Genomic DNA, 24,786 nt, shown 5'->3' with positions numbered 1-24,786 from the left:
TGTTTGCCTAGACTTCGGTTGAACCGATCCAGGACGTTCCCAGAAACGCATCGCAGCCGATCACGGCCGATTCAGGTTGCACATCGCAAAGCGCCTCATGTGTCCAGCCCTGTGCCGGTGCCTGCTGGACGTGAAGGGTCGATCCATCCAGGCCACGCAGGAGCAAAGGCTGATGGCGCAGCGCGGCCAAAATATCCGGCTCGCCTTCCATCTGGTCCGTTACGTACTTGATAAGCATCTCGGCTCCCCTCTCAGCCGTGATGGGGGCAAGGATTGCCGGAGCCGTCGTAGCAGCACGAACATGCGGCCATGGCTATGGATTCCTCTGCGGCGTTCCAGCCGTCCACCCATGCGCTTGCCAGTTCGGCAACATCCGCCAGCAGCGGCGGTACGTCTTCGGCGTCACGGCCACGGGAAAAGTCTTCCCGACCCTGAACGTGAGCCAGCATTTGCGAGTAGCCAAGCTCCATGTAGCGACTTTCATCGTCGAACATTCCGGTGGCCTTAGTACGAGCCACTCGGGCATCCAAGCCGCGAAGGAACACAACGAAGGGCTTCGGCGTTGCAGTTATCTGTACAGTGTTTGCCATGGCTATTTCCTCTGCATCAAAGATTGTTTTGAAGTGCTGACCGGGCCTGAAGATCGTTAGCCCGATCGTGAACGGCTGGAATCGCTGGACTTTGTCTTCGCGGTGTTTGCCGCCAGTCCTGTTAGTCGCCGAGCCCGTGCCGATCTGGATCATGGAGAGAGGAGCGGAAAGGGGCAGGAACGGAGGCCGCAGCCTTGCGCGCAGCGCAAGGACCGGGCGAGTACCTGGCGAAGCGAACCCTTGGAGGGACGAACGCAGTGATACAGTCGGCGTTTCTAGGGCGCGGGGACTGACAGGGCGCCAGGCTTGCGTGAGATAGCCAGAGAGGCGCAGGCGGGCCGCGCGGCGAGCGCCCCAAGCCCGTAGGGCTCAAATTCGGCCGGAGGCCGTTGGCAAGTGGCAGCGCGCAGCGCCGCAAGGCGCGGAGGCGTGAGCCGACCAGCGGGAGGGACGGATGGAAGCCCCCACGGGGGCAAGACTGGCGGGGTTGGCCAGGCTTGACGCGCAGCGCGAGAGCCCGACCCGCAGGCGCAGCCGGAGGGGCACGCCTAATGGGGAGTCGTGATCAGAACATCACTGCTGAGATTGGGACGCCGGCGGCATCGAGACACTCAGCAGATCCAGGGCCTTATTTGCCCTATCCCGTGCGTCGCCGATGATTTCATTTTGCCGAACAATGTACTCGTACAGAGCTTTGGGGCTATTTTCGGCTTCGACCAAACCTTGCTCGTTGATGATCTCGGTGCACATCTCAACGCACTCGTCGCAGATCGAGAGCGCCTTCTTTCCGGCAGAATTTTCCCGCGCGATCAGCTTGTGGACTTCGTTCTGAGACTTATCGCAAAATGAGCAATGCATCACGGCCGGCTGTTTTTTTCGCCGTGGGCTCTTTTTATTGTTTTCGTCCATTGGGCGCAGGGGCCGCGTCAACGCGTAGCTAGGTCAGAGGAGGTGCGCAATCTAGCACAAGCCCCCGCCGGGCGGATGGGTGTTTTTCCTAGTTGTTTCCGAATTGCGTACCGGCATTCTTGCCGCGTACTGCATCCGGTTTTTCATTGAACAGGGAGAATAACGTTGGATGGAACCATGATCATCAACGGCGTCCGTGCGGCCTACAGGACGATTCAAACGCCGAATGGGAAAGGGGTCTTGGCGGAAGTGCAATATGCCGACAGCGGACCTTGGGAGTGCGTGGGGGGACCCCACACGGTATTTCCTGACGACGCCTCCGCTCGTCGGGCGATACAGAATCATGTCGCCGCAGACTGGTCTAAGAGGATGAGTCCGGGCCGGTGACTACATGCGCGCCGCACCGGCCATTTCCTGTCTCCTGCTTGCCGTAACCGGACAGCCAGGCCGCCAGGCCTGGCTATGCCGTTCAGCCGTTTCGGTGATGATCCACCATGCCGGCCAGGTAGGCGGCCTCTAGGGCATCCCGAATGCACCAGACCGCGTGCTCCTTAAAATCCAGGCTGCCGTGCTTTCGGGTTTCCAGTGTCTCCAAAAACAGATGCTCGCGAGCAATCCGCATTAGTTCTTGCTGCGCTGCTTCGGACAGTATCGGTTTTGCCATGGTCTATTCCGCGCTCTGTTCGGCCAGCACTTGGCTGGCCAGCTCGTTGAGGTTGATTTCCAACTGGGCGATCGCTTGCACCTCGTCAAGCGGCAACGATTCGAGGAATCGCGCCATACGTTGTTCGGCTTCCCGGGCCGCGAGCACCGGCCAGGCGCCGTAGGCGGCGATCGCGGACAATCCGGCCGAGTTGTTGCGGCCGTAGCCTTGCAGGTAGGCAGTCAGCCCCCTCTGCATTTCGCTGGTAGTCCGGCTCATGCTGCGATCCTTTCTTGGCGCGCCAGCGCGAGCCGCTGCATGGCGGCATCGTGATACTTCGGATCCATCTCGATCCCGTAGAAGCGCCGGCCGGTTTGGCGTGCGGCCACGCACGTCGAGCCTGAGCCCGCGAACGGGTCAAGAACAATGTCGCGCGGGCGGCTAAAGGTTTCGATCAACGGCGCCAAGCATTCGACCGGCTTCTGGGTTGGGTGGTGGCGGTTGCCGGTGTACTTCCAGGGCATCACGTCGGGCAAGGGCGTCGCCGGCACGGCCGGCTGGCCCTTGGCCAGCAGGTAGGCCGACTCGTGCTGGTACGCCAAGAATCGTGCCTTGGATTGGTATTGCTTGGCGAATACCATGTGGCCGACGACACGAAAGCCGGCCGCGCGCCAGGAGGCGAAAAAGCGATCGACGCGGTTCCAGCCGTAGAACGAAATGCAAAACGCGTCGTCGCGAAGCACACGGAACATTTGCGCGAACGCCGGCGTCAGCCATTCATCGGTGCGGTCGTTGGCGATGCTCCGGCCGGAGCGGTCAACGTAGTTGACGAGGTACGGGGGATCGGTCAACACGAGGTCGACGCAGCGATCCGGCAAGGTGGGAAGAACGGACAGGCAATCGCCCAGGACAACACGGCTCATGGTTGGCTCCTTGCGTGCAGCAATGTCAGCCGATCTGCATTGCACTGCACGGGGCAGGCGGGCGCAGCCCACGAAAGCGCGGTCAAGGGACGTGGAATAAATAGCGAACGCCGTGAGCGGTTTATGCCGCGAAAGCCCTTGAAGATGGGGCCGCGGCTACAAAGCCGCGCGCAGCGGCCCTAGCGTCCGTGCGGGAGAGGGATGCGACTGTATGCTCCGTGCAGTGCTTGTGGCTCTACATGGTCCGAAGTTGGCGCGTCGCCAGCGCGCCAGGCCCCGGAAGGGGCCATCGCACGTCGCTAGAAGAGCGACATCTGACCAGCGGCTGCAGCTTGGCGAAGGGCTTTCGGAATGGCCTGCAGCGGCTGCTCAACCTCGGATGAAATCTCCCCGGCGATGCTCTCGTCGACCTGCCCCTGGTCAACGGCCGCCGGCACCTGCAGCACCGCTCGAGCGCCCTCCTCCGCTTCGCGACGGCGAAGCCGTGCGCCCCAGCCGCCTAGGATGTGTGCGGGCGTAAACCACTGCTCCCGGCACTCGCCCGTGAGGCCGTTGCCATGAATCACCACGGCCGGCACGTGCAAGAGCGCCAACTGAACGAATGTCATATGCACGCACCGCTGATCGATGTCGATTGCAGTCGCGTGCATGCACTGCTGATAGTTCAGCTGCGCATCGTGCATCGCGTGCGCCGCCGCGATCAACATACCGCCGGCGCCGCAGGCGGGCTCCAGTACGCGGACGAACCCCTGTGCGCTCGTCTTGTCGACCAGATCCTGGTTATTGCCCATCATCATGTTGCCCATCAGGCGCGACACCTCATACGGTGTGAAGAACTGGCCGGCGCCGGCGTTGCCCATGTCCAGCATCATGAACGTGCTCCCCAGCACGTCGCCAAAGTCTGCTGCCTGAACCCGGACCTCATAGGCCATGACCAGGTGCGAGAACGCTTGGACGAGCCGGTCGAGCTCGGCTCGCTCGTACTGAGCGACCACCTGCAGGTAGCGCTGTTCGCGCGCCTCGCGCTGCGCAAGATCTGCACGGGCCAAAGCGATCGCGCAAATCTCCACCCAATCGCTCCAAACGCGGTCGATCCCACGCGTACGCGCGACCTGCCGAATGAGGCTGACGATTTCCTTCTGATGGGCGTCGGCGCCGTTCAGGAAACGGCGTTGTTGTGCATTTGAGGTTTTGGCCATGTGGTCTCTCCGGTTGCCAGGGCGGGAATGCCCGGAACTTGAGAGGCACGGCGCAGCGCAGCGCTCAAGTGTCGAAGACGGCCAGCGGCCGCAAGTGGCGCCGGCGCAGCCGGCGCAGCGCCGCACTTGAACGCGAGAACGACGTGGCATCCTGACCGGGAAAGCAGACCCGCCACCCCGTATGGCTTTCAACGGTCCAACTTCAAAGCGCGGCCGTTCCCCTGCAGCGTCACTTAGCAGGGGCTGCGCCGCGACGGCCTGATGGCGCGCAGAAGAAAAGGGGCCCGCCGAAGCGGGCCGGGATGGCGTCAATCGATCGCCGCGAAGATGGCGTTTGCCTCGGCGTGTTCGCGGGCGAAGTCGCGCAGGGCGTGATACTTCTCGGCCAGGTCGTCGCTGCGGTACTGGCTGCACAGTTCGCACAGGGTGTACAGCGTTGCCACGATGCCGGCGGCGTCCGCCGACATGGTACGGTCGCACCAGTTCATCGGCCATACGATGTGAAGCGTCTCGTAGTCGGCCGGCGCCATGTAGAAGCCGCTCGGGATTTCGTAGTAGTGCCAGTAGCCGCCGCTGTACTCCTGCGACAGGCGATCTAGCCAGTTGTAGACGCTGATTTCTCCGCGCAGCATCAGACGGCTTCCGAAAGACTTGGGGAGAAAGTTCATGCGTTCTCCATCGGGAACCAGGCGTGCGACGGAAAGAGTGGTTTGGGTCATGTCGTGCTCCTCAGAAGTAGGGCCCGGCCGGGTGGCGGGACGGGAGCACTGGCGCCCTGCGGAACAAGCGCCGGGGGCAAGGGGACGTGGAATATAAAGCGAGCGCAACGAGCGGCTATATGCCGCGAAAGCCCCTTGCGCCTGGTGCGCGCAGGGCAAAGATGCGCCCAAGGCCTGACACCAGCGCCAGGCCCGGCGCTGCAGGTCAGGGCATGATGCCCTTCTCTGCGAACGAGACGATCCTGCTGCCGGCCACGACCAGGTGATCGAGTACGGTGGTGCCGACCAGCGCGAGCGCATCTTTGAGCTGACGCGTCATGTTGATGTCGGCCGAACTCGGCTCGGCATGTCCGCTCGGATGGTTGTGTGCGAGGATCACGCTCGCCGCGTTGTGCGCCAGCGCAGCTTTGACGATCTCGCGCGGGTAGATAGGCGCGCTGCTCAACGTGCCACGGAACGGTTCTTCGTATGCGATCAATTCTGCACGCGGGTTCAGGTACATGATGCCGAACACTTCGTGCTCCAGGCTGAGATTGAGCCGCAGCTGCAGGAAATCGCGCACTCGCTTTGGCGAATCCATGAGTTGGCCCCGCTGGATCTCCTGCAGGACGACCTCACGTGCCGCGGCGAGGATCTCTTTCGGCGCAGCCGGGCGCACCGCGCCAGCGGAATCCTGTACGAAGAGCGCACCCGCGGCTTGGTTGTTGGTGTTGAACGCGATGGAATACTGCATAGCTGGATCTCCAGTGCCGGGCGGGATTGCCCGGAGTTCCTGGGATACGCTGCAGCGGAGCGGTCAAGTGGCCCGCCGGCCCCCGGCCGCAAGCGGCGCCGGCGCCGCCGGCGTTGCGCAGCACTTGACGGCGAGAACAGCGTGTCATGATCGCCAAAGATGCAAGACTGCCCCCTCCCCCCGGGTGTTGGTCACCTTCAGTACGGCACTCGCGGGCCTATACTGGCCAGACATCTGCATTCACAGAGGTGATCGATGTGCGGTCGAATCGTTCAGAAATCGGGTCCGCTGGACTACGTTGAGCGGATCTTTACCAACCAGAGCCAGATCTTCGCGGACCCGACGGGGCCGCGATTCAACATACCCCCGGGCACGCGCCCGCTCACTTTGCATCGCCTGGCTGAAGGCACCGAGGCCATGGGCCGGCTGCCGTGGGGTTACAAGCGTCCCGACTCCAAGCATTTCATGGTCAACGCCAAGTTAGAGACCATCCTGAAGAACGGATGGCCCTGGCGATTCCTGATCGGTGCCGGACGGATCCTGGTACCGGCAGATGGCTGGTATGAATGGCCCGAGCAGCCAGATGGCAGTAAGCAGCCGTACTACATCCATGGCGACGGCCCGCTCTATTTCGCCGCCCTCACCGCGTGGGAGCCTGGCGCGCCGCTCGATGCCGCCCACGGCTTTGCGATCGTCACCAACGACACGAAGGGCGGAATGGTCGATATCCATGCCAGGCGACCAGTGGCGCTGCCGCCCGATCTTGCCCAACGCTGGGTTGACCCTACTCATCCAGTGGCAGATGTACGGGCGCTGCTGAACGACGGCCTACCGGAAGACGCCTTCACCTGGCACCCCGTGCGGCAAGAAGTGGGGAATTCCAAGTACCAGCTGCCGGATGCTATCGACCCCGTCTGAACGACAGCGTTGGGGCTATGGCATGATCTGATGCTGAAATAGCGCAACGGCAGCTTCAAAGGACGCCCTCATGCCGAGCAACCGCCCGGCCTCTCCCCGGGTATGCCAAAGTTCGTGCTGATAGCGTCCGTCGACCCACACCCGGCAGATTGTCCACCCCAGCGGCCCCGCCCAGTAATAGTCGTCTGCCCGCCTCCATTCCTCGGGTTCGCCCATAGCGCCCTCCCCAGTCAGCCGCCCGAATTGGGGGCATATGGCGCGAATTCTAGGCGCGTCTATACTGTATGTCCATCCAGTATTTAGAAGCTGCACATCATGCTCTGCACGGTCACCCGAACCCACTATCTCGGCGAGAGGCGCCATGACAGGGACCCCGGTCCGTCTGTCACCGGTATCGTTCGCATGTACTCGATCCTGCGCGAAGACATGAAGCGGTACATCCGCGTCATGACCTTGGACGGCGTGCAGAAATTCGGCGCCACCGAGAAGGGAGCAATCCCAGATCTGCTGCAGCCCGAACTGCTGACGTTCTCGTCGGACCGCGGAATGATGGTCTGTGGGTTTGAGGAAATCGACGGACGTCGCTACTACCAGGGCTGGTGGATGCAGTGGATACAGCAATGATGAGTCACAATTTCCCGGCCGGCTGGTGCTGCCACACTATTGCGACCCCGCGTTTGGCGCGGCGATAATTTACCTTCCGTTGATCTACTTTTGGGGGTACCGCCGTGTATGACGACATCCAAAAGCTGGGAGCTGAGGCCGCCCAAAAAGGTCTGAGCATCCTTGATTGCCCGTATCTACGAGCGGACGCAATGCCCGCCCACACGGGAGAGCCGATAGCCCAATGGAACCGTCGCGTGGAAGCCTGGGAGGCTGGGTGGAAACGTGCGCGTGCCGCTACTCGCACCAGCGTGCCTTGGTCGCCTTTCATCGCGCACGCACAGCGCGATCCCACTACGCTGCATATTCTCTGACCCCAAAAGGCTTTCGCCGGCGCCTCAGCCCTATCGGCTGGGGCGCTTCGTTTGCCCTGCAAGGCTTAGGCGTGCCACCGGTTTAGCAGCTAAACACTTGATGCTGCACAGATGTCTTTTGGTTTTTTCAATTATGTCCCCCCTCTCCCAGATCCCAGGATCCCGGCCATATCGAGGACACCGCAATGCACATCCTTCTAGTCGATGACGAAAGTGCTACGGCAGAACTTATTGCCGAATGCCTAAGGCTTGAAGACGGGGTTACCGTCGACATCGCCGGCACCGGCAGTGACGCGTTGCGCGCCTGCCTGACGTTCCAACCTGACACCGTTCTTCTTGACGTCGAATTGCCTGATATTTCTGGATTGGAGCTTGCGGGTCAGATTGCGGCGCTCTGTCCGGATGCGCGGATCGTCGTGCTCAGCGGGCTTGCCTCTAACCATGGCATGAATAATCTCCCCCCCGACGTGGACGCTTATCTCGTCAAGCCTATCGATTTTGAAGTCCTACACGAGCACATCCTTCGCTGACGAAGCCATTGCACCTTCCACCCCACGTGCTGTGAGGAACATTCGCGCGTAAACGATTGAGCTCAAAACCATCCGAAGATGGCTTGGATTTGGCGTTTATTGGACATAGCATAGGTTCCTCCAATGTCCCCGGAACTATGCAGTGTCTACGCTCCTACGCGCATTACCTCGCCACGCGGCCTTTACCATTTCGGCGGCTGTAGGCTACCTGGTTTATTACCCCATTATGTGTCCCGTCCATTGGCTGGCGACACGTTTTTCAAGAACCGCAACGGGCTGGCACAGCTTTGTACTCATCACGCGATTCCGCGTTAGCCTGCACCTTCTACTTGGCTTGGGCGCGCTCGCGACGGGGTTCGCGATCCTGGCTTCTCCGCCTTGGGGCATAGCGCTGGGCGTCCTTTTCCTGCTTTCGCTACTTATCCTATCCACGTATCAACGGCGGATTCTCTCAGTCTCCAACCGCGGATTTGGAAGATTGAATGTTCATCTGAACAGACTAGCTGCAGAGACGGGGCCCGCGATGGAGCAGTGGAGTGGAGTGTTCGAGGAGCTCGACCAACTGGCCCGTATGGCGCACGCGGCTCGCGTCCGGCTTTTGAGCTTCGAGTCCCCGATATTGGTGCCCGACACTACCGCGGTCAACCTCCAACGCAAATTGCAGCGGATTTTCGCCAAGCGCGGTCTGAGCGTTGATGTCTCTATAGGCCCCGTCCGACCTAGCGGGGTGCTGCTAAGTGGCCTCAACTACGTCCTGTTTAGGCACCATAGAGGGCTCAAGGAGTATCGCCGCGCCTACCATGCTCCGCTTAATAGGATGACCAGAGAGATCAGAGTCCGTATTTCCTCGCCGGCATGAAGCCGCTGTCGAAGTTCATTGAAGGTGGAAACTCGACATTTTTTAAATCATGGACTTAGTGAAATTTAGTTCATTCACTTTGGCCGCACTGGTTCATGGAACATGGCATTCTTCCCCAGAAAGTTCATTGGACTTGGGTGATGATTGGGACCATCACATCGCGAGGGCCCCATGCCAGTACGCCTGCCCTACCCTACAACGGCTGTGAGCTAGACGCGGTTGACGAACGTCTGCCAGCGGCCAGGAGCGGTCCTTCGTCTCGGTTCGGATCATCTGAACGAATCGACACTATGATGCGTCCGATGGATCGAAGGGGAATGCAATCCCACCCTTGCCGTCAACAAGTTTCCCAGCCAAACACATGCCCATTTTCCTCAAGCACAATCCAGTCGTGATAAGTAAAGGCAAGGTCATCGTGGTCGGCGGCGGCATCATGGGCGCGTCGGCCGCTTGGCATCTGTCCAAAGCAGGCGCATCAGTCACATTGATCGAACGCGCCCCGAATTCCCTCACCAGTGCGACCGCTTCCTCTTTCGGCTGGGTCGGTGCCAGCGCGAGCACGCCCTCTGACAGCCCTACAGCATTCGCTGAAAGATTGAAGGCTCTGGAGGAGTTCGCATGTATCGAACGCGAACTCTGCCCGTTGCCGCTCGCAGCGCGCGGCGCAATTCTCTGGCGGTCTACGGAGGACGAAACGGCAGCAATGATTGCTGAGCATCGGGATGCCGGCACACGAATGGAGCGACTTACTCGGTCTCAGATTGCCGAAAGGGAACCGATGATTTCAGATCCGCCATCACTCGCCGCCTGGGCGCCCGACGACTTCGCATTGGAACCCACCGCATTTGCACGCAAACTGCTGGCAGGAGCGCAGGCCGCTGGGGCAAGTGTCCGCCAAGGAACGGTTGAAGCCATCGAAGCCGCAGGAAACCGGATCACGGGGGTCGTGGTTGAGGGGAAGAAACTACCCGCCGACATTGTCGTGCTCGCCAATGGCTATGGCGCGCGCGCGATTGCCTTGACGGTCGGCGAGGAGATTCCGATCTATGAGACGCCGGCAGTATTGCTTCGATTCGGTCCTGAAGTGGCTGGCCTTCGTCACCTAGTTTGCGCGCAAGAAATGGAGCTGCGCCCATCCTTAGGAGGCGGCCTTGTTTCTGCTGCCGATTATCCAGAAAGCGGCGAAGCCGGCCTTCCCGCCCTTGCCGAGCTAACTGGAGAAGCAATTGCTCGCCTGTTTGGAATCGGGGCGTCGCCATCCCTGCTTTCCATAACCGCTGCGCAGCGTCCTATGACGGCCGACGGCAAACCGCTATGCGGCCATGTGGGAAGAATTGAGGGCTTATTTGCATTGGTCGCACACCCCGGCGTGATCCTTGCCCCCCTCCTTGGCCGCCGTTGCGCCGAAGCTGTTCTAGGTTCTTGATCTGGACCGATATGCTTCCCCTCTTTCGCGACGGCAAGCGTGACCGGCTACAGTCGGCCAGGAGCGGTCATCAGCTAGGCTACTTCCGAGTCCGGCTCAGCGGGACTGTCAGCAGAATTTCACGCACGTCCGCTTTCAAGTTAATGGCGAAGAAGCTATACCAGCCCCATAGCAGTGACTAGGTGGCCATCGACTACTCTGGCAGACGCGCCTGCCACCTGTCAGGTGATCCTGCCAGGCCCACGTGTGCTACGCGGCCATTTCGTAGACGTGCTTGCTAACCGACGGGTTCTTAAACAGTACAGCCAAAAACTTGTTGGCATAGTGCGCCTCGATCGCCAGTAGCATCTTGCCGTAGGCGCTATCGCATTTTTCCTCGACGGCCAAAGTCGGCAATACCGAGCCGAATGCACTGATCGGTTGGGCCAATGCGGCCGAATCAATGCCCCGGAAAACGGCGGCAGCCAGAATGCGGTTCCCGTGCACGAGCACCCCAAGCGCGGGCCCGCTCTTCTTCGCTAAGCCCTTCTTTTTCTTTTCAATCCATGCGTCGATTTGCCGCTGCACAACGCAGGCGTTGAAAGCTTTTGCACCGGTCACGGCAGGGTTGAAGAGGGCCTTATACGGCGCTTTGGAAAGGTCGGCGAAAATGCGGCTGAACCCGGTCTTCACCTGCACGGCGAGATTGGCATCACCCGACGCGCAAGCCAACGCTGTCGTGACCTCGATCAGCTCACACGAGTTGGGCGCAGTAGCGGCAAGGGCTTCCTCCGAGCGAACGAACTGATAGTCCACGTCCTCAATCGCCATTTCCATGCGAAGTCGGGATTGTTCTGGGTCCTGCGCGACGAAGTCCCGCGGCTCAATGCGGTTTTGCAGATTGTTGGTCCTGGTCACTTCCTGCCCGAATCCGGCGGGGGTGTCACTGAGCAAAATAACTCGAAACGGCACCCGGACGCGGCCGAGCTTCTCGTCGTCCTCGACCTTCGCCAGCGAACTGACAGTCTGAGCACCATTCACTAGCGACGCATTCTTGAAGCGGAAGTTGCCCGACGCCTTGGATGCGGCCCCGAGCGGGGCTTTCAACTTCTCATCGGCGATCAGGGTGATACCGTTGTTGTAGTACCAGAACTTTTCGGGCGCAGCGATGGCCGTCGCACGAATCTGGTTATTGACCTCGGTTTGTCCGAGCGAATGCCGGATGTTAGCGGCTAGCAATCCCTTGCCATGAGCTTTCCACCACTCCTTTAATTGCAGGCCGTCGATCATGCCGAAGTATGCGCCATGCGGGGCGGCGACATATGACCACTCCAGCACCGTCGCGTCCAAATTGAGATTGCCCTTATAGGGGTCGTGAGCGAGGCCGCTATATACTTCATTTAGCCCCATTATCTCGTAGTCCGCGATCGGGTCGGGATCCTCGCCATTGAGGGACTCTAGAAGCGACGTGATATGGCTCAAGCCGTGTTTTGCCAGCTGCGACGCGCCTGTAGTCACAAGGACGATATGCACAGACGTGCCGGGGGTGCTCAGCCGCGCAGAGATGTCGCCGATCCGGGCATGCAATCGAGGGTGAAAATTGTCGACATTCTGCTCGATAATGTCCTTTACTCCCTTGATAAAGGTCCCAACATCGGCGGCATCCGGTTCGCCGCTCCCCTTGTTGATGAACTTCGACTGGACAATCACGACGCGCGATTCTGTGGTGTCGAAGAGCACGCCGTCGATTCCATTGTCGTCCGCCCCATCCCATACAGCTTCGGCGGCTTCCTTCTCTGTGCATCCCGTCTGCAGATAGAGCGCGAACGCTGTAAGGCAGCGCGTCAGGACTTTCTGTTCGCGCTCAGGGTCTTTCGACGAGAGGTCTGTCTGGTCGAGATGCTGGGCGAACATCGCGCTCAGCTTGCTGTGAATCTGTTTGACCTTCAGGGAAGACATGGCGGGTATCAGTAGTGAAGATGCTCAAGTATAGCTACGATCTCGGCGCGGCCCTTGCTGCACTGGACTCGGATAAAAGGTATGGGCGAGCCGTCGAGCCGACGTCATGATGAGGAAATTTCGGGGCGGACTCTCAGCCCAATAACCTAGCGGCGCTAAATCGAGTTCCCCGTAGCATACTAATCGCTAAGCCCGTGAGACCTCTGATTCAAGCTGTGGATTTATCAATGTCAAGCAAATATAGTTTGGCGAACTGAGCCAAGGCCGCAAGCTCGTATGCTCATTGTCCTCCCGGACAGACCACGGTTCGCGTCGCTGTAGCTGCCACGCCTTCTGTCATGGGAAGACCATGACAACTATGACGCAGTATCCCGCAGTTCAAAAATTGTCCGTTAGCTAGCGACCGCATTCAGGTGTCGATTTCTGTTGGACGCAGGACTGCAATCTATGCACAGCAGCCTTTGGTGAGCGCATATATGAACTTCCGCTTTGGGTCGAAAACTGCCAGTCTTCGACAACCGCTTCCGGCCACAAACGGCCGTTCGCCAGATCTATTCGGCTAGAGGCGTCTCCACCCTGTACCGGGACCTGCCGGGCACAAAGCGGATCAGCCCGAAACGCGATCCCCGCTTTCTTCAAGAAACGCACTGGTCCGCGTAATCGCATGAGACTTCTATGCTTGAACTCTGGCCTGTGCCTTGAAAGCTACCCAGACTTGCTTAGCGAATTGAACAATGTACTTTTCGGCCGGCAGACTTGCCGCGCTATCCCACCTCAACCAAAGGACTGCCGGCCGCAGGCGCATCAGTTGGTGCCAACGGCCACGAAGGCACCATCGCCATGGGTTCCAGTGTCCCGCCGGGAATCCCAACTCAACGAACGCTGAGCCATCGACCGATGCCCGCGGCGGCCACGGCAGCGAATGCCGCTACAGTGGCGCCTACGACCGCAACGCTCGCGACATCCCACCATCCGATACTTGCTCCGCCGAGCATGGCGCCTAGAGCGATGCCGCCGTTGGCGGCGGAGACATTGATTGTTCCGGCTAACGCCTGGGCCTGCGGAGCCGACTTCATCACACGAATCTGGCAGATGGGATAGAGGGCGGTATTCGCTATGCCCCACACGCCCAAGGCGACTGCCAATCCGATATGCTGCGCCGCCAACAGCAAAGTGGCCAGCATGCCAATTGCCAACACGGCGCTGAACATTGCGGTGGTCGCCAGTGGCTTGCGGTCCGCCCACAGCCCGCCCAACCAGTTACCTAAGAGCCCAACGGCACCGAAGCCCATCAGCCACCACCCCAGGTCCGCAGAAGGCACAAGCGCGACCTTTTCGAGCAGTGCGGCCAAGTAGGTGTAGCCCGTGAACATTGCCGTGAAAACGGCGACCGATAGCAACACGTTGGCCACGAAGGTGGGCTCACGAAGGATGCGCGCCTGTTGGGCAAAACCGATCCGCTTGCCCGCGGCCAATGCGGGCATAGAGAACTGCAGGAGTACGGCAGTCAGCGCGGACATGATTGCCAGCGCCCAAAAAGCGCCTCGCCAGCCGACTGCATCACCCGCGACAGTGCCCAGGGGAATACCCAGCAGCATGGCTGCCGATATGCCCAGGTACACCGTGGAGACGGCTTTGCCCGCCCGTTCCGGCCCGGCTAATTGCGCAGCGGTTTCACTAGCCGTACCCCAGAACACGGGCAGCGCAAGCGCGGGCACGATGCGTGCGATGGCCAAGACCCAGAAGTTCGGAGCCAGTGCTGCGACGGCGTTCGATACCGCGAAGATGACGAGCACCGCCATGAACATGCGTTTGCGCTCGATGTGGGCAAGCCATGCCGTCAGGGGCGGCCCGAACAGCATCACGATGACTGCGAATAGCGTGACCAACTGCCCAGCCCGGGCGACGGAGATCGACAGGTCGCGGGCCAAAGAGGGCAACAGGCCGACCATCAAGAACTCTGTCGTGACGATCACGAAGGCTGCGATCGCGAGGATGTAAGTAGATACCGTGCCAGCTTGGGCGACGCCATCTGGTCGTAGCAAGATCGTGGTGGAAGAAGAGGGCATGGTCAGCAATGAGAATCTTCAAACCTATAGCTTATTGATTCCTTCATTTCCCATGTTGGATAAATATTCCGACAATTACATCTATTTATTCCCTAATCAGATACGCAGTGTGGCCCCAAGATGGCCCAGTAATGCGTCCACCTTGGGCAGTAGCTGCCGGCTGCGCTGCCACTGAAGATATAGAGGCAGACCATCTATCGCCAAGGATGGCAGAACTTCCACCAACTCGCCCTTGGCCAGACGATCGTCAATGAGCCATGTGGAAAGCTGGGCCACACCAAATCCCTGGACCACGGCGTCGACCCAGGATTCGGCGCTGCCCACTTCTAGCTTTGCCACCGGATGACAGTGTTCGACGGGAGCTTCACCCCGTCGGATGAACCAAGGGCTGGGCGTACCGTCGGGACGCCGGTACAGCACGGCATCCAGATGGTCCAAGGATTCAACATCGTCCGCAATGTCACCTACCCTTTCAAGGTAGCTCGGCGCGCAGCAGAAGATGCGTCGCTCCCGACCCAAGAAGCGGTAGCCAACGGGACTAGGCCAGGTCTCGCCGCCACCGATGCGCACCGCCACATCAACGCCATCCTCCACCAGATCGACAAACCGGTCGGTGAACGAGATCTGAGGCTGAATGCCGGGAAAAGCCCTCATGAATTCGAAAAGCACAGGCATGACGTGCAGACGGCCGTAGGTAGCTGGCACGTCAAGGCGCAACTTTCCCACTGGCACCATGTCTTCGGCTTTCAGCACATGCTCGGCTTCTTCGAGTTCGCCGAGGACGCGCTGGCAGGTCCTATAGAAGGCCTGCCCGGCATCGGTCAGTGAGAGGCGGCGGGTGGTGCGCTCAAAGAGCCGCACCCCTAACCTGGACTCCAGGCGCGCAACAGCCTTGCCCACGGCCGAGTTCGTCAGGTTCAGGCGTTCTGCCGCGGCAGTGAAGCTGCCGGCATCCGCCACGGATACAAAAACGTCGATGCCTTTCAGGCGTTCAGATGAGTACATGATTTGCGGAAATCTATTCCATAAACGACACAAATATAATCCCCACCCGCCTGAGTATTTCCTAACAAATTCGGCAGTGACTCATCATCGACAATTTGAGCCTTCTATCGGTTGAGGCGGCTTCCGAGTGCCGAGGTTCATTGAACCTTGGAAATCCGACGCGTCATTCACTTTCGCCGTCATGGTGCAATGAGTACGGCATTCCTTCCCAGAAAGAGCATTGGACTTGCGTGATGGTGGGCCCACAGCGTCGCGAGTCGTCACCGCCGCGGCGACTGGCCCAGCTGGCTTTGCTCACTCGAAACAATTCCGGTCGTGCCTACGAGAGCCTGTCTTGAAGTTTTATATCTTATGGCTGCTTGTTGGGGGCCGGTGGGCATGTGGTTGAAATCCGGAAAGCCGGTGGGCATACCCTGTGGGCAAGCGCGTGGTCAGGCGGAGCCTGTCCACCGCTTGTCCATCAGCGGTTGTCCATGGGCCGAGCAAAGCGAGCCGGGTGGTCGCGAAGCGATCATCCACATATCCACGGGTTCGGATAAACGTCTTTTCGGGTTGCTTGTGGGGTGACGCGGCAGTGCAGGTTTAGCCGCAAAACAAGTTCAACTTCACCGCTCAAACCCGCGATCACGTTGTAGCTGCTTTGCGTTCTCTCGCTGGGGCAGCGGCAGAGATGCCTCGACCAAGCCAACGCCACCATGCGGATAGCGAATCCCGATCACCTGCCCCGGGACGGCAAGATCCACGTTGAGGAGCGCGCGGCGACTGTGCAGCACCATCTCGCCAGCGTGCCCTTTCTGCTCTTGAACCAAATACCGCTCCGTCGATCCAATGATCACTCCCTCATAGCTTTGCCCGGGAGCAGCCAGTACGACGTGCGCGCGGTCACCAGCGACCGCCTTCGCCAAGTCCAGAGCATATTCTTGCTCTAGGTCTCGGAGATTGGCACGTATCAGGGACACCATACGTTGAGAGTCCCCTTGATAAGCCTCAATCGAGGCCTGCGTCATCTCGCCCCGCTCGACGCCCTGCCAGTCAATGCCGTAGCCGGCATCCTTTGCAAGTTGACCGATGAACTCGCGGATAGTTCTACCGTTCCCCTCCCGAAAGGGATGAAGCACGTTCAACTCGCCCAAGTAATGGCCAGCACGTTCACTGAACGAATCTGGCGCAAGCCGCCTTAACAGACCTTCGCGCGAAAGTGGTCGTGTGATCTGCGGCGCATAGCTCGCGATCTGCTCATGGCTGGCGAAGCGAGTAGTGCCCTTAGAAATGTCGACCGTGCGGATCTTGCCCGCCCAGTCATAGACGTCGCTGAACAGCCGCTGATGGATCTGTTGAAGGTGCGCCAGGTCAAACTCGCCTCGAACGGGCGATACCGCAAGCTCATAAGACCGCACGGCAGCAAAGGTTGCTTCAACCCTATCCAGTTCGGATTGGTCGCTGATGCCAAAATGGTTGCGTAGAACGCCTGTATCAGGATCTACGTAGGGGTCTTTCGCGTTAATTGGATACTTTGCCATGGCCGTAGCGAAATGGCCGCCCGTGAGGCGGCCGCTGCTATTCGGTGGCGGAGGGGGAACGAAATTCCCCGGCGGCTACGCGGGCTCGGAGCGTATTGATCACATCCAGAACGCTCAAGGTTCCGTCCGCTGCACGCTGAAGATCCGCGATAGTCCGCGCATCTGGTTCCAGCCCTTCAAGACGCTGGCTAGCCACCGCATTGACGACTGCGCGATGGTATTCCCTCTGGTCGTTAGAAGTCAGCATTCGAGTATCTCCAAGGTCTTCTATTTTACCGCAGGACCGCTTCCGACAGGGCCGATTGTGCCAAGCTTTCTGTTACTCGAGATCTTCATTCGTCCTCCTTTCCTGCCCGCGTGGCTAGTAAGAAAATAGTGCACACGGAGAGAAGCAGAAAGAACACTGCTGTTGCTATGTCTGTGTACTCCCCTACGTTCCAATCCGGATTGGCGAGGCGAAGCGCAACCAGACCGGCAATCGCTATCGCGAATACCAGGAGTACTCCACTCGCAGCGGCGATACCTCTCCACGAGCGCCGACGAGCCAGGCAGTGTTCCATTCTGTTTCTCCCGGTGTGTATTGAGGCAAGGCCGGACGGGGCGTGAGGGCAGCGGCAGGTCAATCTGCCCGCCTCAGATGAGGAATTGATCTCGGGATGCGCCGGCGCGTTCCGCCGCCGCTAGCCAGCGCGGTGCACGTCCACGTCCAGTCCAGGTGTCACCAGATTCAGGATGACGGTACTTCGGCGCGACTGGGCGACGAGATTCGGCTCGCTCAACGACCTTTTTGCGCTTGGGGCGAGCGGACTTCGTTGCGCCGTATGCGGCCTGGATATCTGCGGGAGAAATCTGAAACTCGTGCATTTGCGCGACGATCTTCTGTACGGCTGACGCCCGGCCATTGATGCGAAGCGCTTCGGCGCGTCGCTGCAGGGCTTGAATTTGTGCAGTGAGCTTAGCGAGGGCTTTCGTGGATTGCATAGCGACTTCCTTGAACAATTTGGACTGGTTATGAGAGCAGATGAGGGGCGACTTCGTCGCCGCGTAGCGGATCACGACGTTGATGGGTGTTCAGAATGATTCGAAGTCCCTGAATTGGCGCGCGTGGACCAGATCCCCTGGTCTCGCCTGGCTCAGCTCCACAAACACGTGCTCCGCCGTCATAGTCTGAAGGCATTCTATAAATCGTCCTTCGTCGCATCCTTGCACCCGCAACGTCATGCACACGGCTTCGATCTCTTTGGCGTGGGAGACCATCCGCTTCGTTGCGATGGCAATCTCATTCTCAGAATGATCCGCTGGCTTCTGCATTACGACGACGGTCTGCATCGCTTCCTGGAGCCGCCGCCGCGTTGTTTGAATCTTGAATGAGTAGTACATCTTCTTCTCTGCATCCCTACTGCAATCTTGCTCGGTCTGAAGCTCCATTGGCTGCGAGCGACCGCCTTCTAGGTGGGTGTTCATACTGATCGTGGCTGCCTTTCGATGGTGTTTAGCTGCTAAACGACGGGTCTGGATTCGGACAGTTGGGGACGCCAGAGCGCCACCAGAGTCTCGAATTGCCCGCGGATCGCGGTGCCGAGAATGTCGGGATAGCCGCGTGTTTGCCTGATCACAGCGATGACGCTAAGCATGTCGTCGGCGACCTCGGGATCCACGGTCCAAAAGTCTGTCAGGTCGAAACCGCCGCAGTTGGTCGCATTCCACCAAGCGAGCAAGAAGCTAGCCACCCGGCAGCTTTGACCAGTGTCTCTCAATGCGATGCGGATGAGGCGAGCGAGGGCATCAGCACCCTGCTTTCGCAGCGCGGGGTTCGCGGCGTCCTTTCGATCCTGCGCCAGCCTATCCCGATGGCGTTGGAATTCGGCCTTTGCTTCTGGGGAGATCTCGCGGGCGGTCGATGCGAGGCCCGAACTGGCAGGCTCAGGCGCAGCTTCACTGCTGGGTACCGAGGCTTCATTGGCAGATGAAAGGTCGTCTTCGGGCGATTGCTCGGAAGCGGCTGGCGAAGCCCGCTTGGCTTCTCCTCCTTTGCGGATCGCCTTCACCGCTGACCGCGTCGGCTTCGTCTCGGTGGCGTTTAGCAGATCTGCGACAGCCTGCGGATCTTCCCGATATGCGATCACGAGTTCTTTGGCAACAGTGACGTCGGTGATATGCCCATTCGCGACCGCCTCCGCAACCGGCTCTGGCAGGTTGAGCATTGCGACGTGCATGCTGACCCATGCCTTGGATTTCCCCATCTTGAGTGCAACATCCGACTGGGTCATGCCTCCCGCAAGCTTCCCACCGATGAAGTCTGCCATTTCCCTCCCGGTCAGTCCCTCGTGATGAAGGTTCTCCATTACCTGATCGAAGTCGTCGAAATCAGGATCCTCGTATGCCGGAATCTCGTCGAGGCCGACCTCGCGCGTACCCAGGTAGCGGCGGTGTCCATGATTAATTATGAAGTCGCCGGGGATGGTCGGGTGAGGGCGCAATGAAATGGGGCACAGCACCCCCCTCTTCCCTGCCGCAACTCTTTCCCGAATAGTCGAGGCCATCTCCGTAATACTCTCCGGCCTCAGCCCCGGATTGCCGGCGCGACGAACGTTCCGCGCATCGAGGTGGATTCTGGCCACGTCGTACATCTTGTAGCCCTCCTCCTGCTTCGGGTCGTCCAGCATCGATGCCAGGTCACCCAGTCCTTTCAGATCCATCATGCCTTTACTCCCATCTTGGCGCGGATGTACTGGCCCAGGGCGCGCATTTCGGCGCCCGCCGCACGCGCGGTGGTCTTCTTGGATTTCCAGACGGGTTCGCCAATAGACTGTGCTTCAGCGACACTCGTGCGTAGACCGATGGTGACGGGCGCAAGCAGCTTCTCGTGGGCGGCACGGACTTCTGCCAAATGTCGGACCTGGCGCGGATTCCGCCGATCCACCATGCTGGGAAGTAGCCCAAGAAATTGCAGCTTAGGATTGCGCTGCCGAGCATTGAGTATCACGCGCATCATCTTCTTGATCCCTTCGATGCTGTACTCCTCCATCTCCACAGGGGATATGACCGCATCGGCAGCGTGAAGCGCTGCTGCCAAGGCGATGCTTACGCCCGGCGCTGTATCAATCACGCAGAGGTCATAACCCTTTTCGGCGAAGGCCGACAGATTTACCCGGAAATTTCTCAGCGCGGTTTCAAGCGGCATGTAGATCAAATTCGCCAGCAGCTGATCTGCGGCGATCAAGGAAATGCTCGATTCGGGCGTGGGCACAACCGGCACGCTGTCGAGAAATAGTGCGCTTGCTGGTATTGCTAACCTGAATCGAGCCAGGGTCTTCGAAAGGTCACCGGTATCCAGGTCGATGACTAAGACCCTAGCCCCAGCTTCCGCAGCTTCAAATGCGGTATTGACGGCGGTCGTGGTCTTGCCAACGCCGCCCTTTTGTTGTGCGACTGCGAGAGTTTTCATGTGCATTTGCGATCCCTCTTGTGTTGTGAGGTACGGGTGCAGAGCAGCCAGCACACACTTCCCTGTTTAGCTGCTAAACACCAGCAGATAGCCGTCCCGTCTAGGATCCCTTGGCGGGTAGGTCCGGCGAATGAATGGATTCAGAGATTTGAGAAAAGTGCTCACCGGTGCCGTCTATCCTGGCGAAGTAGTCGTCCAGAGCCTGGACCGTCTGCACTCCAGGGTTCTTCACCTCGCCGTAGCGGATCTTCCTTAGATTGCTCAGAGACACATGCGTAGCGTCCGCAACAATCTGGAGGTCGGTGTATGGGACGGCGCGGAGACGGGCCAGCACGCGGTCGAAAAATTGAAGTTCGCTCATAGATGAAGATTCTAACCCATATTTGGGTTATTTCAACCCACATATATGCGCGCCTGCGCGGCATAGTGCGGTATGGCAAAAAAAGCTACAGAAATCGTCGGGGCGAACGTGGACCAGCTGATGCGCAGCGCTGGTTTGTCGAATGCCGCACTGGAGAAAAAAACAAATGGGCGCCTAACGCGGTCAACGGTCGACCGCGTCCGCCGTGCGGAAGGTAGTGCGGGTGTTGAAAGCGTTGCGGAAATCGCACGGGCTTTCGGATTGGATCTTTGGCAATTGTTTGTAGAAGGGCTGGACCCCGCCCAGTTGCCTTCGCTCGGACATGATGACGCGATAGCGATGTCGGCACTTTCCGAAGAAGAGCGCATGCTCGTCCTCAGCTTTCGCAGCCTGAATCCCGCATTCCAACAGCTCATCTTGAACGATATGGACCGCTATGCGGAGGCGGAACGCCAGACAGTGGTTAAAAAGGGGGAGTCCTCCAAGCGACGCGCATAGACCCCCGCAATGGCGGGTCGAACACACGACTGGGGCCACTGTCTACTATTTGGATATAGGTAGAAACGGCAACTTGCGCAAAAAATTTAGGGCGCTCGTATCAAAACATAAAAACAATGTCATTTTGTTCCCGACAAAATTGGGATGAAGCGCGTTCGTCTTCATAAACCCATATTTGGGTTGACAACGTTTATTTACGGGTTATCATGTTCGCACACACCCAAATTTGGGTTGCGCTCTTTAACAACTGAACGATTATTCGTCCCGCATCTGCGCACGCGCTGATGCCAAAAGGGGAGCCGGCCGCGACATTGAGAGGCCCCAGGGACAGAAACAAGCGGCAAGAATCAATGCGCCAGACGAGGCCCGTGAAGCTCGTTAGCAAAGGCGCTGACGTACAAATCTGGCCAGGTGCAGAGCCTGGCGGGCGCATTGATCTCGTGCAGCTAATGGAGTTGTTCCCCATCACTGCTGAAACAAACCGACGAGCCGCTTACGCGAGGTCGGGGTTTCAAGCGAGCGCCTAAGTAAGACATGCCCCACGTGGCGAGTAACGTGTTGGGCGAACACCGAGCAGGGTCTCAACTTGCCTGCGCCGTGCAAGTCGGCAGGAAGCCGCCAACGTTGTGGTATCTCGGCGGCGGCATCCGAATCGGCGTTCATCAGAATTTTTCCCGGTGTTTAGCTGCTAAACACTACGGAAAAGCGAGCGCTCCGATTCGGATGGCACATGGCTCCATCTCACGGAGGTCTACACACACATGAACGCTCTTCAAAGAAAGCACGATTTCAACATCAAGTATCACCTGTGCAGTTGGCCAGGCTGAAGGTTGACCCAACTGGTAGCTGCTCAGACGCGCTGTTCATTAACAACGGCATCCTCGGGATGTTGGCGCTCTCTTCGACCGCTATCTCGATATCCGTCTGCATCTCCATCCTGACAAGAGCCATCTCCATGCTGACGAGAGGCATCTTGGTCTGCCGCAAATGGTACCGCTCGCCCGCGACATGAGCGCGCCCAGCGGAGCGTATTTCACACGGAAATTCAATGAAAAAACACCTAATTATTTGGTCGGTCGCGACGGCGATCTTTGCCGTCGGCTATGCGCTGTACGAGTCTTACTCCTCCGCCAAAGATGACTGCTACAAGCAGCCCTACGTAAGCAGCACATTTTGTGCGATCGAACGGAAGTAGCAGAAAGGGTCAGCCAATCTCTGGCTTCGTCGGCTACGTCTCCCCTCCAGCGGGAAAGGCTGGGCATCTGAAAAATGGAATACATCTTGCACAAGAAAGAGCCCACGCATCGAAATCCAAACAGCACGTTAATGGCTTCGTCCGCGATAAAGGTCGCAATAGGACTGGTCTTGATCGTCGTGGTGATGGCCACGGTTGGAAAGCTAATTGAAGAATGGAGAACCGTCCTGTGGCTGGCGTCCCTGGGCGGCCGGTTGTGGGGTGCCGTCTCCGTGGGACTGATCTGCGTCGCATACGCCGCATGGGCCCGGTTGGTCGGTTATGGCCTGAAGGAAAAGGAGGTCCCTATAGCGCCAGGTGCACTGAAGCGTAAAACAGCGCTCCTGCGCTGGCTTATCGCCATGCAGCTTGCTGGCTTGGCGATGTTCATCGTCGCGAACTTCGCCATGTCCTTTTCTTTCGACTCGTTCAGCGAACTGAACATCTATCAACAGATCGCTGTGGTCGTTATGCGCGGTTTCCTCGTCCCCATGGGGGCTTTGTTCTTCCTCATTCTGAGGGACATCGGTGCCGGAGATGACTGATGGATCGAAAGCTATATGCCGTCGAGGTCACGCTGGGCGGAATGACCCGACCGTACTCGCCCGAGTTTCAAACGGCTGATCAATTCAAGGACGGTTGGAAGCGCGTACTGCTGATGGCACACGGCAAGGCAGAAGTCCGATGCACTTGCAGTGGCACCGGCGAACGGCGCCTGTCAATCCATAGCCGCTCGAATTCCGATCGCTTCCACCTGGCCCGCTTTCCCGAGACAGGATCAGAGCACAGCGAAGACTGCGTCTACTACGGTGTGGATCCAAGCATGTCCGGGCTCGGATCCTATCGACGAGGTGTCGTCCAGGAGCTCGACGACGGCGCGGTCAAGATTAAGCTGAAGGTAGGGCTTCAACAGCGTGCGACAGCCGCTCCAGAAGAAGGGGACGCGTCGCCCACTGCCGCGCCGTCGATGCCCGCGACGCGCCCGCGAACCGGCCAAGCCAGCATGACACTGCTCGGTCTCCTGCACTTTCTTTGGACGCAGGCCGGGCTGCACGCATGGTCGCCAGGCATGGAAGGAAAGCGCAATCTAGGCGTGGTGCATTACCACTTGATGCGCTCGGCAATGACTACCTACGCAGGACGTGTCCGACTGGCTCAAAACCTTGTGATCGCCACGCCCACTGCAGGCGGGCAGCAAGCTGGTCACAACAAAGCCAAAGCCTTGGACGCGGTCACCCAACGACGGCGCTTGGTTGTAGTGGCACCGCTCGCGCAGCACCAAGAAGGAATGGATGGCAGCGCCACACTGCCCATCGCCGGATTTCACGGCATCCCGTATCTAAACCTTGATGAAAACGTCTGGGAACCGTTGGAGCGCCGCTTTGCGCGAGAGATCGACTCTTGGCGGGCGGGAAATGCCGTCATCGCCGTCGTACAGACGGATCCGCCCAAGTCCTCCGGGGGCAGCATGCGCGCACAGGTCGTCGATATCGCGCTAATGCAAACCACGCGGGACTGGATCCCGGTCGATTCCGGCTACGAGGCTCTGGTCGCTGACAAGCTAGTCGCGGAGAAGCGGCGCTTCGAGAAGCCGCTCCGCTTTGATGCCGGCGAAGACGCAGCGTTCCCGGACTTTTGGTTGCGCGACAGGCACACGCCAGCGCCGCTAGAGGTATGGGGCATGAGCACGCCAGAGTACTTGGCGCGCAAAGCGGAAAAGGGCGCCCATTACGACGAAACATACGGCAAAGACGGATGGTGGTCTTGGAACGCCTCAATCGGGGACCCTCTTCCGGATTTTCCGCCACCAATACCATCGCAACTCGAAAGGCCATGATTCAAAACGACTCTACATTCCTGGCTATATGCCTCGTCGTGGGCGTCTTGAATGCCACATTCGTGAATGCTGGCATGCGGGGCTCCACTAGAGACGCCGTCGCATCCCTCGTTGTCATGTTCAACGTGGCAGTGCTAATAATCGTTTTGAATTCGGGAATGGTGGAAGCGTCGAGGCAGAGTGCGGCGGAAGTTGGCTTCACAGTCATTTCTGTCTTGTTGGCCGGCGTGATGGCATGCCTTTCCTTGAGGTTCTCTCAAAGAGGGGAGTGGCTGATCGACTTCATTATCTGCATTGTCTTCGCCACGGGGACATATTTCATTCTCCCGCTGTTCTAGTCGGCTCGGCCTATGGAGGCATCGAAGTCACAACATGACCACTGGATTTGGATTTTTCACCGGGGCGATCGTAGCCACGGCGGGATACGCAACGATAACCAAGACGCGAGCA

Annotated in this window: 28 protein-coding genes; 9 read left to right on the top strand and 19 right to left on the bottom strand. The window is 59.1% G+C overall.

The window, feature by feature from the left end:
- Nucleotides 1-7 precede the first annotated feature (7 nt).
- From A9973_RS25960 to A9973_RS25920, 9 genes are all read right to left on the bottom strand, one after another.
- Nucleotides 8-238: a hypothetical protein gene (locus A9973_RS25960; protein ID WP_183016500.1), complete on the bottom strand. Its 231-nt coding sequence runs from the start codon at nt 236-238 to the stop codon at nt 8-10.
- Nucleotides 239-251: 13 nt separating this feature from the next.
- Nucleotides 252-743 carry a hypothetical protein gene (locus A9973_RS25955; RefSeq protein ID WP_183016499.1) on the bottom strand — a complete coding sequence of 164 codons (492 nt, stop codon included), beginning with the start codon at nt 741-743 and terminating at the stop codon, nt 252-254.
- 420 nt (nt 744-1,163) lie between these two features.
- Entirely contained in the window at nt 1,164-1,499 is a 336-nt protein-coding gene (locus tag A9973_RS25950) for a ClpX C4-type zinc finger protein (RefSeq protein WP_183016498.1), read from the bottom strand.
- Nucleotides 1,500-1,968: 469 nt separating this feature from the next.
- Nucleotides 1,969-2,163, bottom strand: coding sequence for a hypothetical protein (locus tag A9973_RS25945; protein WP_183016497.1), 195 nt, complete (start codon nt 2,161-2,163; stop codon nt 1,969-1,971).
- A gap of 3 nt (nt 2,164-2,166) precedes the next feature.
- Nucleotides 2,167-2,421 (bottom strand): hypothetical protein, encoded by a 255-nt coding sequence (locus tag A9973_RS25940; RefSeq protein ID WP_183016496.1) that lies wholly within the window; start codon nt 2,419-2,421, stop codon nt 2,167-2,169.
- A complete protein-coding gene (locus A9973_RS25935) occupies nt 2,418-3,065 on the bottom strand; it encodes a DNA methyltransferase (RefSeq protein WP_183016495.1) in 648 nt (215 codons plus the stop codon). The genes A9973_RS25940 and A9973_RS25935 overlap by 4 nt, the downstream gene beginning before the upstream one ends.
- Before the next feature lie 299 nt (nt 3,066-3,364).
- Nucleotides 3,365-4,264: an N-6 DNA methylase gene (locus A9973_RS25930; protein ID WP_183016494.1), complete on the bottom strand. Its 900-nt coding sequence runs from the start codon at nt 4,262-4,264 to the stop codon at nt 3,365-3,367.
- 308 nt (nt 4,265-4,572) lie between these two features.
- Nucleotides 4,573-4,983, bottom strand: coding sequence for an antirestriction protein (locus tag A9973_RS25925; RefSeq protein WP_183016493.1), 411 nt, complete (start codon nt 4,981-4,983; stop codon nt 4,573-4,575).
- A gap of 205 nt (nt 4,984-5,188) precedes the next feature.
- On the bottom strand, nt 5,189-5,716 hold the full coding sequence (locus A9973_RS25920; RefSeq protein ID WP_183016492.1) for a JAB domain-containing protein: 528 nt from the start codon (nt 5,714-5,716) through the stop codon (nt 5,189-5,191).
- A gap of 255 nt (nt 5,717-5,971) precedes the next feature.
- Between A9973_RS25920 and A9973_RS25915 the strand changes: the two genes are divergently transcribed.
- The 5 genes from A9973_RS25915 to A9973_RS25900 all read left to right on the top strand — a co-directional run bounded on the left by A9973_RS25915 (nt 5,972) and on the right by A9973_RS25900 (nt 10,426).
- The gene (locus A9973_RS25915) at nt 5,972-6,634 is read left to right on the top strand and encodes an SOS response-associated peptidase (RefSeq protein WP_183016491.1); all 663 of its coding nucleotides are present in this window, start codon (nt 5,972-5,974) and stop codon (nt 6,632-6,634) included.
- A gap of 402 nt (nt 6,635-7,036) precedes the next feature.
- The gene (locus tag A9973_RS25910; protein ID WP_183016490.1) at nt 7,037-7,258 is read left to right on the top strand and encodes a hypothetical protein; all 222 of its coding nucleotides are present in this window, start codon (nt 7,037-7,039) and stop codon (nt 7,256-7,258) included.
- Between the two features lie 104 nt (nt 7,259-7,362).
- Nucleotides 7,363-7,611, top strand: coding sequence for a CrpP-related protein (locus A9973_RS31320; RefSeq protein WP_370539534.1), 249 nt, complete (start codon nt 7,363-7,365; stop codon nt 7,609-7,611).
- Between the two features lie 185 nt (nt 7,612-7,796).
- A complete protein-coding gene (locus tag A9973_RS25905; protein ID WP_183016489.1) occupies nt 7,797-8,141 on the top strand; it encodes a response regulator transcription factor in 345 nt (114 codons plus the stop codon).
- A gap of 1,220 nt (nt 8,142-9,361) precedes the next feature.
- Nucleotides 9,362-10,426, top strand: a complete 1,065-nt coding sequence (locus A9973_RS25900) for an FAD-binding oxidoreductase (RefSeq protein ID WP_183016488.1) — start codon at nt 9,362-9,364, stop codon at nt 10,424-10,426.
- 249 nt (nt 10,427-10,675) lie between these two features.
- Here the strand turns inward: A9973_RS25900 and A9973_RS25895 are convergent, their stop codons facing one another.
- The 10 genes from A9973_RS25895 to A9973_RS25850 form a co-directional block, all read right to left on the bottom strand.
- Complete coding sequence (locus A9973_RS25895) at nt 10,676-12,364, bottom strand: AIPR family protein (RefSeq protein WP_183016487.1); 1,689 nt, start codon at nt 12,362-12,364, stop codon at nt 10,676-10,678.
- A gap of 872 nt (nt 12,365-13,236) precedes the next feature.
- The gene (locus A9973_RS25890; protein ID WP_183016691.1) at nt 13,237-14,433 is read right to left on the bottom strand and encodes an MFS transporter; all 1,197 of its coding nucleotides are present in this window, start codon (nt 14,431-14,433) and stop codon (nt 13,237-13,239) included.
- 96 nt (nt 14,434-14,529) lie between these two features.
- Nucleotides 14,530-15,438 carry a LysR family transcriptional regulator gene (locus A9973_RS25885; protein WP_183016486.1) on the bottom strand — a complete coding sequence of 303 codons (909 nt, stop codon included), beginning with the start codon at nt 15,436-15,438 and terminating at the stop codon, nt 14,530-14,532.
- 605 nt (nt 15,439-16,043) lie between these two features.
- On the bottom strand, nt 16,044-16,958 hold the full coding sequence (locus A9973_RS25880) for a Fic family protein (RefSeq protein ID WP_183016485.1): 915 nt from the start codon (nt 16,956-16,958) through the stop codon (nt 16,044-16,046).
- A 37-nt stretch (nt 16,959-16,995) separates the two neighbouring features.
- Complete coding sequence (locus tag A9973_RS25875; protein ID WP_183016484.1) at nt 16,996-17,205, bottom strand: antitoxin VbhA family protein; 210 nt, start codon at nt 17,203-17,205, stop codon at nt 16,996-16,998.
- 386 nt (nt 17,206-17,591) lie between these two features.
- Entirely contained in the window at nt 17,592-17,939 is a 348-nt protein-coding gene (locus A9973_RS25870; RefSeq protein WP_183016483.1) for an H-NS family nucleoid-associated regulatory protein, read from the bottom strand.
- A 90-nt stretch (nt 17,940-18,029) separates the two neighbouring features.
- A complete protein-coding gene (locus tag A9973_RS25865) occupies nt 18,030-18,422 on the bottom strand; it encodes a hypothetical protein (protein ID WP_183016482.1) in 393 nt (130 codons plus the stop codon).
- A 35-nt stretch (nt 18,423-18,457) separates the two neighbouring features.
- Nucleotides 18,458-19,660, bottom strand: coding sequence for a ParB/RepB/Spo0J family partition protein (locus tag A9973_RS25860; RefSeq protein WP_183016481.1), 1,203 nt, complete (start codon nt 19,658-19,660; stop codon nt 18,458-18,460).
- Nucleotides 19,657-20,406 (bottom strand): ParA family protein, encoded by a 750-nt coding sequence (locus A9973_RS25855; protein WP_183016480.1) that lies wholly within the window; start codon nt 20,404-20,406, stop codon nt 19,657-19,659. Before A9973_RS25855 ends, A9973_RS25860 begins: the two co-directional genes overlap by 4 nt.
- A 100-nt stretch (nt 20,407-20,506) precedes the next feature.
- Nucleotides 20,507-20,767: a hypothetical protein gene (locus A9973_RS25850; RefSeq protein WP_183016479.1), complete on the bottom strand. Its 261-nt coding sequence runs from the start codon at nt 20,765-20,767 to the stop codon at nt 20,507-20,509.
- Between the two features lie 72 nt (nt 20,768-20,839).
- Between A9973_RS25850 and A9973_RS25845 the strand changes: the two genes are divergently transcribed.
- From A9973_RS25845 to A9973_RS25830, 4 genes are all read left to right on the top strand, one after another.
- Complete coding sequence (locus tag A9973_RS25845) at nt 20,840-21,265, top strand: hypothetical protein (protein ID WP_183016478.1); 426 nt, start codon at nt 20,840-20,842, stop codon at nt 21,263-21,265.
- 1,281 nt (nt 21,266-22,546) lie between these two features.
- Nucleotides 22,547-23,044, top strand: a complete 498-nt coding sequence (locus tag A9973_RS25840; RefSeq protein WP_183016477.1) for a hypothetical protein — start codon at nt 22,547-22,549, stop codon at nt 23,042-23,044.
- The gene (locus A9973_RS25835) at nt 23,044-24,336 is read left to right on the top strand and encodes a DUF1173 family protein (protein WP_255469287.1); all 1,293 of its coding nucleotides are present in this window, start codon (nt 23,044-23,046) and stop codon (nt 24,334-24,336) included. The genes A9973_RS25840 and A9973_RS25835 overlap by 1 nt, the downstream gene beginning before the upstream one ends.
- Nucleotides 24,333-24,674, top strand: a complete 342-nt coding sequence (locus tag A9973_RS25830) for a hypothetical protein (RefSeq protein WP_183016476.1) — start codon at nt 24,333-24,335, stop codon at nt 24,672-24,674. The genes A9973_RS25835 and A9973_RS25830 overlap by 4 nt, the downstream gene beginning before the upstream one ends.
- The last annotated feature ends 112 nt before the right edge of the window (nt 24,675-24,786 follow it).

It is taken from the genome of Achromobacter sp. UMC46, assembly GCF_014170335.1.
Classification (GTDB): Bacteria; Pseudomonadota; Gammaproteobacteria; order Burkholderiales; family Burkholderiaceae_B; genus Achromobacter.
This window is presented reverse-complemented; position numbering and strand designations above follow the sequence as displayed.

Bases quoted from the DNA above. Each gene is read 5' to 3' on its own strand.
- A9973_RS25940 (WP_183016496.1), bottom strand. From the start codon at position 2,421: ATGAGCCGGACTACCAGCGAAATGCAGAGGGGGCTGACTGCCTACCTG.
- A9973_RS25950 (WP_183016498.1), bottom strand. From the start codon at position 1,499: ATGGACGAAAACAATAAAAAGAGCCCACGGCGAAAAAAACAGCCGGCC.
- A9973_RS25960 (WP_183016500.1), bottom strand. From the start codon at position 238: ATGCTTATCAAGTACGTAACGGACCAGATGGAAGGCGAGCCGGATATT.
- A9973_RS25845 (WP_183016478.1), top strand. From the start codon at position 20,840: ATGGCAAAAAAAGCTACAGAAATCGTCGGGGCGAACGTGGACCAGCTG.
- A9973_RS25855 (WP_183016480.1), bottom strand. From the start codon at position 20,406: ATGAAAACTCTCGCAGTCGCACAACAAAAGGGCGGCGTTGGCAAGACC.
- A9973_RS25900 (WP_183016488.1), top strand. From the start codon at position 9,362: ATGCCCATTTTCCTCAAGCACAATCCAGTCGTGATAAGTAAAGGCAAG.
- A9973_RS25890 (WP_183016691.1), bottom strand. From the start codon at position 14,433: ATGCCCTCTTCTTCCACCACGATCTTGCTACGACCAGATGGCGTCGCC.
- A9973_RS25870 (WP_183016483.1), bottom strand. From the start codon at position 17,939: ATGCAATCCACGAAAGCCCTCGCTAAGCTCACTGCACAAATTCAAGCC.
- A9973_RS25915 (WP_183016491.1), top strand. From the start codon at position 5,972: ATGTGCGGTCGAATCGTTCAGAAATCGGGTCCGCTGGACTACGTTGAG.
- A9973_RS25945 (WP_183016497.1), bottom strand. From the start codon at position 2,163: ATGGCAAAACCGATACTGTCCGAAGCAGCGCAGCAAGAACTAATGCGG.
- A9973_RS25930 (WP_183016494.1), bottom strand. From the start codon at position 4,264: ATGGCCAAAACCTCAAATGCACAACAACGCCGTTTCCTGAACGGCGCC.
- A9973_RS25860 (WP_183016481.1), bottom strand. From the start codon at position 19,660: ATGATGGATCTGAAAGGACTGGGTGACCTGGCATCGATGCTGGACGAC.
- A9973_RS25955 (WP_183016499.1), bottom strand. From the start codon at position 743: ATGATCCAGATCGGCACGGGCTCGGCGACTAACAGGACTGGCGGCAAA.
- A9973_RS25850 (WP_183016479.1), bottom strand. From the start codon at position 20,767: ATGAGCGAACTTCAATTTTTCGACCGCGTGCTGGCCCGTCTCCGCGCC.
- A9973_RS25895 (WP_183016487.1), bottom strand. From the start codon at position 12,364: ATGTCTTCCCTGAAGGTCAAACAGATTCACAGCAAGCTGAGCGCGATG.
- A9973_RS25875 (WP_183016484.1), bottom strand. From the start codon at position 17,205: ATGCTGACTTCTAACGACCAGAGGGAATACCATCGCGCAGTCGTCAAT.
- A9973_RS25865 (WP_183016482.1), bottom strand. From the start codon at position 18,422: ATGAACACCCACCTAGAAGGCGGTCGCTCGCAGCCAATGGAGCTTCAG.
- A9973_RS25925 (WP_183016493.1), bottom strand. From the start codon at position 4,983: ATGACCCAAACCACTCTTTCCGTCGCACGCCTGGTTCCCGATGGAGAA.
- A9973_RS25935 (WP_183016495.1), bottom strand. From the start codon at position 3,065: ATGAGCCGTGTTGTCCTGGGCGATTGCCTGTCCGTTCTTCCCACCTTG.
- A9973_RS25920 (WP_183016492.1), bottom strand. From the start codon at position 5,716: ATGCAGTATTCCATCGCGTTCAACACCAACAACCAAGCCGCGGGTGCG.
- A9973_RS25880 (WP_183016485.1), bottom strand. From the start codon at position 16,958: ATGGCAAAGTATCCAATTAACGCGAAAGACCCCTACGTAGATCCTGAT.
- A9973_RS25910 (WP_183016490.1), top strand. From the start codon at position 7,037: ATGTACTCGATCCTGCGCGAAGACATGAAGCGGTACATCCGCGTCATG.
- A9973_RS25830 (WP_183016476.1), top strand. From the start codon at position 24,333: ATGATTCAAAACGACTCTACATTCCTGGCTATATGCCTCGTCGTGGGC.
- A9973_RS25905 (WP_183016489.1), top strand. From the start codon at position 7,797: ATGCACATCCTTCTAGTCGATGACGAAAGTGCTACGGCAGAACTTATT.
- A9973_RS25835 (WP_255469287.1), top strand. From the start codon at position 23,044: ATGGATCGAAAGCTATATGCCGTCGAGGTCACGCTGGGCGGAATGACC.
- A9973_RS25885 (WP_183016486.1), bottom strand. From the start codon at position 15,438: ATGTACTCATCTGAACGCCTGAAAGGCATCGACGTTTTTGTATCCGTG.